General features: G+C 43.4%; 6 protein-coding genes. 2 read left to right on the top strand and 4 right to left on the bottom strand.

Annotated features, from left to right (window positions below):
- Positions 1-135 precede the first annotated feature (135 nt).
- From L0J61_RS06815 to L0J61_RS06800, 4 genes are all read right to left on the bottom strand, one after another.
- The gene (locus L0J61_RS06815; RefSeq protein ID WP_301465578.1) at positions 136-978 is read right to left on the bottom strand and encodes an ABC transporter ATP-binding protein; all 843 of its coding nucleotides are present in this window, start codon (positions 976-978) and stop codon (positions 136-138) included.
- 15 nt (positions 979-993) lie between these two features.
- Complete coding sequence (locus tag L0J61_RS06810; RefSeq protein ID WP_301465577.1) at positions 994-1,980, bottom strand: iron ABC transporter permease; 987 nt, start codon at positions 1,978-1,980, stop codon at positions 994-996.
- Between the two features lie 52 nt (positions 1,981-2,032).
- Positions 2,033-2,929, bottom strand: coding sequence for a hemin ABC transporter substrate-binding protein (locus L0J61_RS06805; protein ID WP_301465576.1), 897 nt, complete (start codon positions 2,927-2,929; stop codon positions 2,033-2,035).
- A gap of 110 nt (positions 2,930-3,039) precedes the next feature.
- A complete protein-coding gene (locus tag L0J61_RS06800; protein WP_301465575.1) occupies positions 3,040-4,164 on the bottom strand; it encodes a ChuX/HutX family heme-like substrate-binding protein in 1,125 nt (374 codons plus the stop codon).
- Positions 4,165-4,637: 473 nt separating this feature from the next.
- Here L0J61_RS06800 and L0J61_RS06795 point away from each other — a divergent pair, with 473 nt between their 5' ends.
- Entirely contained in the window at positions 4,638-6,815 is a 2,178-nt protein-coding gene (locus L0J61_RS06795; RefSeq protein ID WP_301465574.1) for a TonB-dependent siderophore receptor, read from the top strand.
- Between the two features lie 142 nt (positions 6,816-6,957).
- Complete coding sequence (locus L0J61_RS06790; RefSeq protein ID WP_301465573.1) at positions 6,958-8,235, top strand: HmuY family protein; 1,278 nt, start codon at positions 6,958-6,960, stop codon at positions 8,233-8,235.
- Positions 8,236-8,493: the final 258 nt, after the last annotated feature.

Below are 8,493 nucleotides of genomic sequence, written 5' to 3'. Positions count from 1 at the left end.
ACATTGTAAATAGTATCAATGAGTTACAATGTGGCTTATCCCGAACTGGGGTTAGAATAGATCATTTCACTAGGTGGCTTTCAATAAACGACTTTTAATAAATGACTTTTAGTAGGTAACTGTAAGTGGCTACGTTCATACAAACACCACACCATCTTCTGTTTGGTGTGCTTTAATTTTAACATTATAAACTTCGCTAAGTTGCTGGCTTGTCATCACCTCCTGAGGCGACCCTTGGGCAAGCACTTGCCCACCATTTAATAAAACCACCTCATCTGTATAGCGATGTGCATGCGTCAAATCATGTAAAACAACAATGATGCTTTTGCCTTTCTTCCACACCAACTCATGTAGGTAATTGAGCAAAAAACGCTGATGGCGGATATCAAGATGATTAGTTGGCTCATCAAACAGCATAATTTCGGTGTCTTGCATCAACGCACGTGCAATGGCCAAGCGCTGTTTTTCGCCACCTGAAAGCGTTTGCACTCGAGCATCTAATAAATCTAGTAACTCAAAGTCCAGCAACAATTCTTTTGCACGCGCAATGTGTTGATTACTTGGTCGTTGATACCATGCGATATTGGGTGACACTCCTAGCAACGCATAGTCAAGCACCGTTAATGGCAACTCGAAACGTTCATGTTGCCCAACCCACGAAATAAGACCATGCGTCATGACGTCATTGATAGACATACCCTGAATGGTTATATATCCATCTGCTTTGAGCGCTGTTCCTGTGTGTTGCCCCAATACGGTATGCAACAACGTGCTTTTACCAGCTCCATTTGGTCCAATAAAACAAACCAGCTTTTGCTGTGGCACTGTTAACTTGTCTACCTTTAACAAGGTTTTATCACCGTGCGAGATATGAATATCCCGCATCGATAGTAGCTCGTCTGTACCACGATTCTTTAAGCCGTTTTTACGGTTTCCTGAAGATGCTTTTGATGTGATATTAAATAATGAGCTTAGCATAAAAACCTTATTGACTTAACGGCGGCTACTACGTACAAACAGCCAAATAAAGAAAGGACCACCGAGTAACGCTAATACGATACCGACAGGCACATCGATAGGATAGGCTACGTGTCTCGCTGTACCATCGATGACCAGTAATAATATCGCCCCAAGCCAGCCTGACCAAATCATCAGACGCATCCGACCACCGCCAAATAATATGGCCAACAGGTTTGGCACCATCATACCAATAAAACCAATAACTCCTGCTAATGATACCGCTGCACCCGTCAATAGTGCCGAGGCAATAACCACCATACAGCGCACCACTCCGACCTTTATTCCTAAAGACTTAGCAGCTGCTTCGCCAAGCATCAAACCATCCAACTGACGACCTAAAGGCAATATAATAACCAATCCCAATATCATGGATATTATCGAGTAGCGCAGTGGTACAAATCCTGCCTCAGCCATGCTACCAGACAGCCAGTTGGTCGCTGAACGAAGCACCATGTCGTCAGACATAAATAAAATCAAACTGACGACTGCCGCACAAAAAGCACTGATAACAAACCCTAGGATCAAGAGCCCCATTTGCCCACCACCCAAAAATCGATGACAAGCCAGTATGAATAAACATACGATCACGCTACCAGTAAAAGCCGCTAAAGGAATACCGATACCACCAAACCCTAATGCTAATACCAATACGACGCCAAGTGCTGCGCCACCTGACGTACCGATTAGACTAGGGTCTGCTAAAGGGTTTTCAAATAATGCCTGTAACGCTGCACCACTAACTGATAATGCCATACCAACCAATAATGCCGTCATCACCCGTGGATAACGTAGTTGCCAGATAGTCTCATCAAGATGGTTGGGGTTTGACCATTCACCAAACCCTATACCCAGCCCTATCCAAATCAAAAATAAAGAGGCGGCAACAGCTGAAATATAATAAAGATATTTTTTATATTGCTTGGTTTGTATTGGAATAGAGGCAGTGACGGTATTTGACATGTAAGATATCGTTCAATTGGTTGTAATCAGTTATCCGAAATATTCACTTAGGCTATTTTGCTACCGAATTTAGCTTTCCCAAAACACTTGGTGAGTTAAGCCCATAACGTAAAAAGTCATTGGCTGGCCAAAAATACACGTCACCATTTTTACCGGCTGCACTGGCGGCAACCTCTGGGCGCTGACTAAACCTAGCAACATCACCAACGACTGCTTGGTTATGATCGGCAATGATAATGACATCAGGCTTAGCAGCCAACCAGCCTTCACGTGACAACGGTTTTAACCCTGAGACATCGGCAGCGTTAACGCCACCAGCACGGCGTATCAACTCATCGCCTACCGTGCCTTTTCCAGCCACGATACGACCGTCATAGCTTAACAAATAACGCTTGCCAGTCTTCATCATCGGGCTCATTCCTTGACGCCAGTTATTGGACAGTCTTGTACTTTGAGATGTCTTATCGACATAATTTCCGATGGTTTTTATACTATTGGCGAACGTGTTGACGTCTTCTTTAGGCGCGACATTGACTGCTTTCACATTCAAACTGTTTAGACGTTGATAGATACTCGTAGGTTGTACCATATAGCTTCCCAGAACCAAGTCTGGCTTGACGGCTAAAACTGACTCAGCGGTGATATTACGGTGCATACCTACTGCTGGAACATTCTTTAACGCTGGATTACTATTGGTTGCATCTTTTCCAACTAATTTACTGGTAGCCCCTAGCGCCACCACAACATCTGCAACATCCGGACTCATCACGACGATACGTTCATTGGCTTGCACTGAGAATGGCACAATCAAAGCACCCATCATGACAGTGGTAACCATCGTTCGACTGGCAGATTTAGTATTTAGGTTTGTGGATTTTTTCCGACCTAAACTCTTTAATATTGTTTTGACTCTCTGATTAGATGGTTGTTTTGATAAGTGGGTGGACATACACATTCCTATGGTTTTATATTTGTATATTTTGCATTAGAGCGTGTTATTCATAAAAATAACGCTATTTAGTGCTTAAAGATTATTGGCGTTGTTGTGACTGCTACTGGCTAAACTGAAACGCCTGTGGGCGGTTCAGTCACTTCTGCATACGGATGTGCATCGATAACCTCCTCCGTTATCTTTTGCCACTCGCCAAGCTCTTTCGTGCCTTCTACTCGTTGTCCAAAGACACTAAAAATACTAGCGCCATAACTATCAAAGCCTTCTATACAAGTGACGATACCGTCTTTGGTTGGGCGTTTGACGCACCACAACTGGGCCAATGCTTTGTCTTTTAGATGCAGCGTAAAGTCATTATGTTTTTTATCTAAAATATTAAACCAATCGCCCATACGCTTGATCGTCTGAACTGTGCCCGTCTGAATCTGTATCAGACCAATATTTCCGACAAATATCATAATTGGACACTGAGCATCGCGCGCCTTTTCAAATACTGCTTCGACTGCCTCGATATCAAGCTGTTGCGTCATCTGCTCAGGGGCTTGACGATAGCTGCTCGCACGATCAATATTAAGCTTTTTCAGCAAGCCATGAAATTGATGAACGTCTGTCATAGCCTGCCAGCCATTTTTTAGCTGCTCACGATCTTCTTCACCCAAGGATTTGTAACGCCATTCGCTTGGTGGTTGCTGAGCATCTAGCGTCAACTCACCAGCACTGACTGCCTGCGACTGTGTCTGAATCATCGCTTGCCAGTTAGCAAAGTTCTCATCGCTCAAGTCTCTTAAATACACCTTTTCAATAGCCGTACCTTCAGCGCTATAAAACTGAACACTATAGGAGGGTTTGTCCTCGCGGCTGGTATCACTGACGGCCAGCATATGTTTCCATTGCCACATAAAGAACCGCAAATCAAAACCACCTACATTAAGTGCCAATCCCATTTTTTCGCCAAGTTTAAGGTTGTGATATAGCGCTGTTTTTTCATGTACTGCCAGCTCATTTCTCACAATGCTTTCAACCTTGCCAAAGCTTTCGAACTGCTTTAATACTTCTCTATACTCCTCACCTATATATTGGCTATAAGGTGACGCTAGCATGAGTTCAAACTCACTTACTTCTAAAGCTGCTGCGCCCTCTGTAGGGAACAACATTGGGTTTTCTGCTTTCAAGGCTTGGTAACGCTCCCATAACGCAGTATTTTTCTCAATTAACGATAAAACTTGAGTCACTGTAATCTCCAAAAAAATCGATTAAAAAGTCTAACAATGTGAGCGATAAGGCATTGATATATTTAATTTTTAGCAAAAATTCTGAGTAATACGCTCACGCATCATCAAAGCAAAACGCCAATGCTATGCACGAGTGAACGTAACGGAAAGATAGTATCCACCATGTCGATATACGCCATCCTTCACTTGTTATTTTGCCGCTGTTATATTCGATAAAAATATTATGGCGATATTTTTCTAATTTGTAAACACTAATAATTCTCATTTAAATATTGATAATCGTTATCATTTGAAATAATATAGTCATACTTCGTTACTGATAATCACCAATTGTGTAACAAACACCAAGGGATATTCGCTGAAGGCTTTTTCGCTATTAGCAGGACGATAAAAAAACGACATCAGCCTTTTTTCGCTCGCAACTACCCTTGAATAACTTTTTTGCTTACTTCTTTAAGATGGCTGTTTCATTTATGTCAATTTTAGCGCTTTATTTACCCTTGACACCTGCAGAGTCACAGACACAAGTATCCTTGCTGCGTCGTCGCCCGCTGGCCATTAGTGTGGCTATGGCGTTATCGGTAATATCACCCATTTCCGCTCAAGCAGCTATCCAAAACGGCACTGAACCTGAGTACGAGAGCGAGATAAACAACGATACTGGCACGCCTAGTACACAGTTAGACCCTATCGTGGTAACTGCCACTCGCTCAGAGCGAGCATTGAGTGATGCACCCGTACCCTTAAAAGTAATTAGCCGCCAAGAGCTAGAAGAAAATCATGCTCACACCCTAAAAGAAGCCTTAGCATTGCTACCTAGTATCTACTTGCGAGAGGTACACGGTAAGACAGGTTACGAAGTCAGTATGCAAGGATTCACAGGAGATCAAGTACTGGTACTCATCGATGGCTTACCTATTACAGCAAGCACTGGCTCAACCGTTAATTTGAACCAATATATGAATATGGACATTGAACAGATAGAAGTGGTTCAAGGGGCAGCATCAGCGCAATTTGGTAGTGCCGCAATGGGTGGTGTCATCAACATCATTACCAAACCCATTGATAGCGCAACAGGACATATCACTACCGAGGTGGCGACCAACGGTGAGCAAAACCCCTCTGGCAACACAATCGATGCCAACAAACGTTACGTGGAAGCCAGTATCGAAGGAGCATTAGATAAAGAACAGCGTTTTCACGCTCGTCTATCGGGATCCTACCTTGATAACGATGGTTTGAGCTTAGATCACGATGCATGGCCCAGATTAAAGGATGCCAGTGAACAATATCAGATCAACACCCGTCTCAGCTACCGCCCTGAAGGGAGTGATAGATTAAAAAATAATGATGACCGTTTGTTCAATGAGACCCAGTATTGGCTGGAAGCTAGCCACTATAACGAAGAGGATGTCAGTCGCTTTAATTACTATGTTGCACCGCGCTACCTAGAACAACAAAGAGAAGAGTCCATCACAAAGCAACGCTTAAGCATCGGTGGGAATACTCAAATCACGCTACATGCCGACGACCGTCGTAAAGTCTATAGAGTATCTGCACAGGCATTGCATGAAGAGTATGAAAGCGACTCTATTACGAGTACTCAACAAGCCATTACCAGCGCCCGTAACACAAACATCAGCACGACGCTGGCACAAGCCCAGCTCGACCTTCCAGACTTAGTATTATCCGATAAACATACCCATCTTATACAAGTAGGTGGACAGGTTCAGCAAGACAACTTAAGCCAAACTAAAAATCAAGTGAGCGAACTTATAACCGATGATGTCAGCCGTGATGTCGCGGATTTGTATATCCAAGATGATTGGCTCATTGGCGAAAACTGGGAAGTATTGAGCGGTATACGCTATCAAAATGATCAAGATTTTGGTGGTCACACCGCGCCAAAGGTATCGCTTAAATATAATCATTTAGATGCTAGCGGCCGTGATCATATTTTTCGTACCAGTATCGGTGGTGGTTACCGAGTGCCCAACCTAAGAGAGCGCTACTACGTTTTTGATCACAGTAATCTAGGATATAAGGTCATGGGTAACCCTGACTTGCAACCTGAAACTTCTACCAGCTATCAAGTTGGCTATCAAGGTCAGCTTAGTGACGCCATTAACCTGACTATTAACGGCTTTTATAACGATATAGACAACTTAATCCAGACAGATGAGAATAACGCTAGATTTGAAGGCAATATTGCTATCTATGAGTTTATGAATGTCGATAGTGCCCAAACCTATGGCGGTGATATTGGGCTTGATTGGCAGATCGACGATGACGTCAACCTACAAGCCAACTACGCATACCTACATACGCATAACAATGTCACCGATACCGAACTGACTTATAAGCCAAATCACAAGGTGATGTTAGCACTAGACTATCAACTCAGTGACAAATTACAGCTTATCCCTCGCCTCAATTATGAATCGGAGCAACTGGTTACGACCAGCGATGAAGCCTACTCGCCTTCCTGGTGGACACTTGACAGCAAAATTAATTACAACGCCACCGAGCGTTTCAACGTTTATGCAGCGATCAATAATATTTTTGATGTGCAACGCGATATCACAGATATCAGTGACTATCGCCCTATAGATAATCGCGAGTGGCTGCTTGGTGCCAGTTATCGCTGGTAATACCTAGTCGATAGTAATACTTAGTAACTGAAATGCTTAGCAAAACAATACGACTTCATTGACCAAATTATAATCAGTAATACACCCAGTGTAGATATCCAAAACCTTTCAAGTCACACACCCAACCATTAAGGAAAAGAATATGAGCCATACTGCCCAAACACTAAATACCAAGCGAAAATTTATGTCATTAAAGACCTTACCGTTGATCACAACCACCAGCATCTTGTCACTGGCTCTTATCGGCTGTGGTAGTGATAGTGGTAGCTCGAGTAGTGACAATGGTGGTAACGATGGCACACCAGTAAATACGGCTACCTTTAGTGAATCGGCTACTTGGCAAGTCACAAACTTAACGCCTGATACGGCTACTTGTTATGACTTTGATACACAGGCAGAAAGCTCATGTGATGAAGACTCATGGGATCTTAAATTTGATAACCAAGCACGCTCGGTAAAACTTTGGTCAAATAGTGGCGACTCTGGCGACGGTGACGGTGGTGTCTTTGGTCTTCTCGACTGGGCTGATCTCAGTCGTTATACAAATGCAACCTTAGATCCTGATTCAAGTCGCGACATCACCTCACATTACAATGAAGATCGTAGTGGCGGTATTTTTGATGAAGAGCCTTGGTTTGAGTACAACCTACAAGATAACCACCAGTTGTTCCCTAACAATCGCGTCTACCTCATCACCACGGATAATAGCAGTGACATGACCGATAGCAGCGTTCAGCAGCCTATCTATGCGGTACAGATAACCAACTATTATGACGATGCAGGTACCTCTGGTCACCCAACCATTCGCTGGATTGACACCGCTCTACCGAACACTGCTCAAACAAAAACTATCGACGCTTCAAATCATGAAGACTGGGTATATTTTGATCTAGCTACTGGACAAAGCAGTACTGATGACGACAGCACTTGGCATATTGGCTTTAACCGTAATAATGTAATATTAAACGGTGGTGATTCTGGCGACAGTTCAGTTGGTGGTTACCTAGCCGCTACACCAGCAGGCTACTATACGACTCAAGAAGGTGCTGATGAAGAGGAGCCTGTTGTCAGTAAATTTACTACCGATGGTAGTGCTGCCACTCTAAGCAACCTCACCAATACCGCCGATTACGACACGCCAACGAGCGCCAGTAGCTGGGTGGTTGACAGTAAAGGGTCAGATCTCAACCCTGCATATACTGGTAGCTATCCAAATCTAGACTATGGTTGGTACACCTACAATGGCATGACTCATCAGCTAAGCGCTAAGCCTATAGACACGGCTCAAGGTGCGCTCATCAGATCTGCTGAAGGCAATAGTTATGCACGCGTACGTCTTACTGAGATTAACTATCCAGATAGCACATCTTACACTCCGTCATCATGGACGTTTGAGCTGGATATTCAACCTTCTTCTTAACTTTGTAGGGCATCGCTCTATGCCATGTCCTCATCCTAACAATGATAATCAATTTAGTTGAAGACACGCCTTAGCCTTTCTTTGACTGCCTCTCTGGTTCGCTGTCATAGCGTACCAGAGAGGCATCAATAATGACTACTCTCCATTATTCTGTCCCAATTCTCCTCACTCACTCTTTATTGTAATAAAAACGTTTATCATTATAGGGGCTGTATAGAATTGAGGAACCATTGAAAAAAATAAGCAACGCCTTACTCT

Origin of the sequence: Psychrobacter sp., from assembly GCF_030457785.1 — a bacterium.
Classification (GTDB): Bacteria; Pseudomonadota; Gammaproteobacteria; order Pseudomonadales; family Moraxellaceae; genus Psychrobacter.
The sequence above is the reverse complement of the archived record's forward strand: the minus strand, read 5'-3'. Positions and strand labels throughout refer to the sequence as shown.

Coding starts and splice junctions, on each gene's coding strand:
- L0J61_RS06815 (WP_301465578.1), bottom strand. CDS start 978: ATGCTAAGCTCATTATTTAATATCACATCAAAAGCATCTTCAGGAAAC.
- L0J61_RS06810 (WP_301465577.1), bottom strand. CDS start 1,980: ATGTCAAATACCGTCACTGCCTCTATTCCAATACAAACCAAGCAATAT.
- L0J61_RS06805 (WP_301465576.1), bottom strand. CDS start 2,929: ATGTCCACCCACTTATCAAAACAACCATCTAATCAGAGAGTCAAAACA.
- L0J61_RS06795 (WP_301465574.1), top strand. CDS start 4,638: ATGTCAATTTTAGCGCTTTATTTACCCTTGACACCTGCAGAGTCACAG.
- L0J61_RS06790 (WP_301465573.1), top strand. CDS start 6,958: ATGAGCCATACTGCCCAAACACTAAATACCAAGCGAAAATTTATGTCA.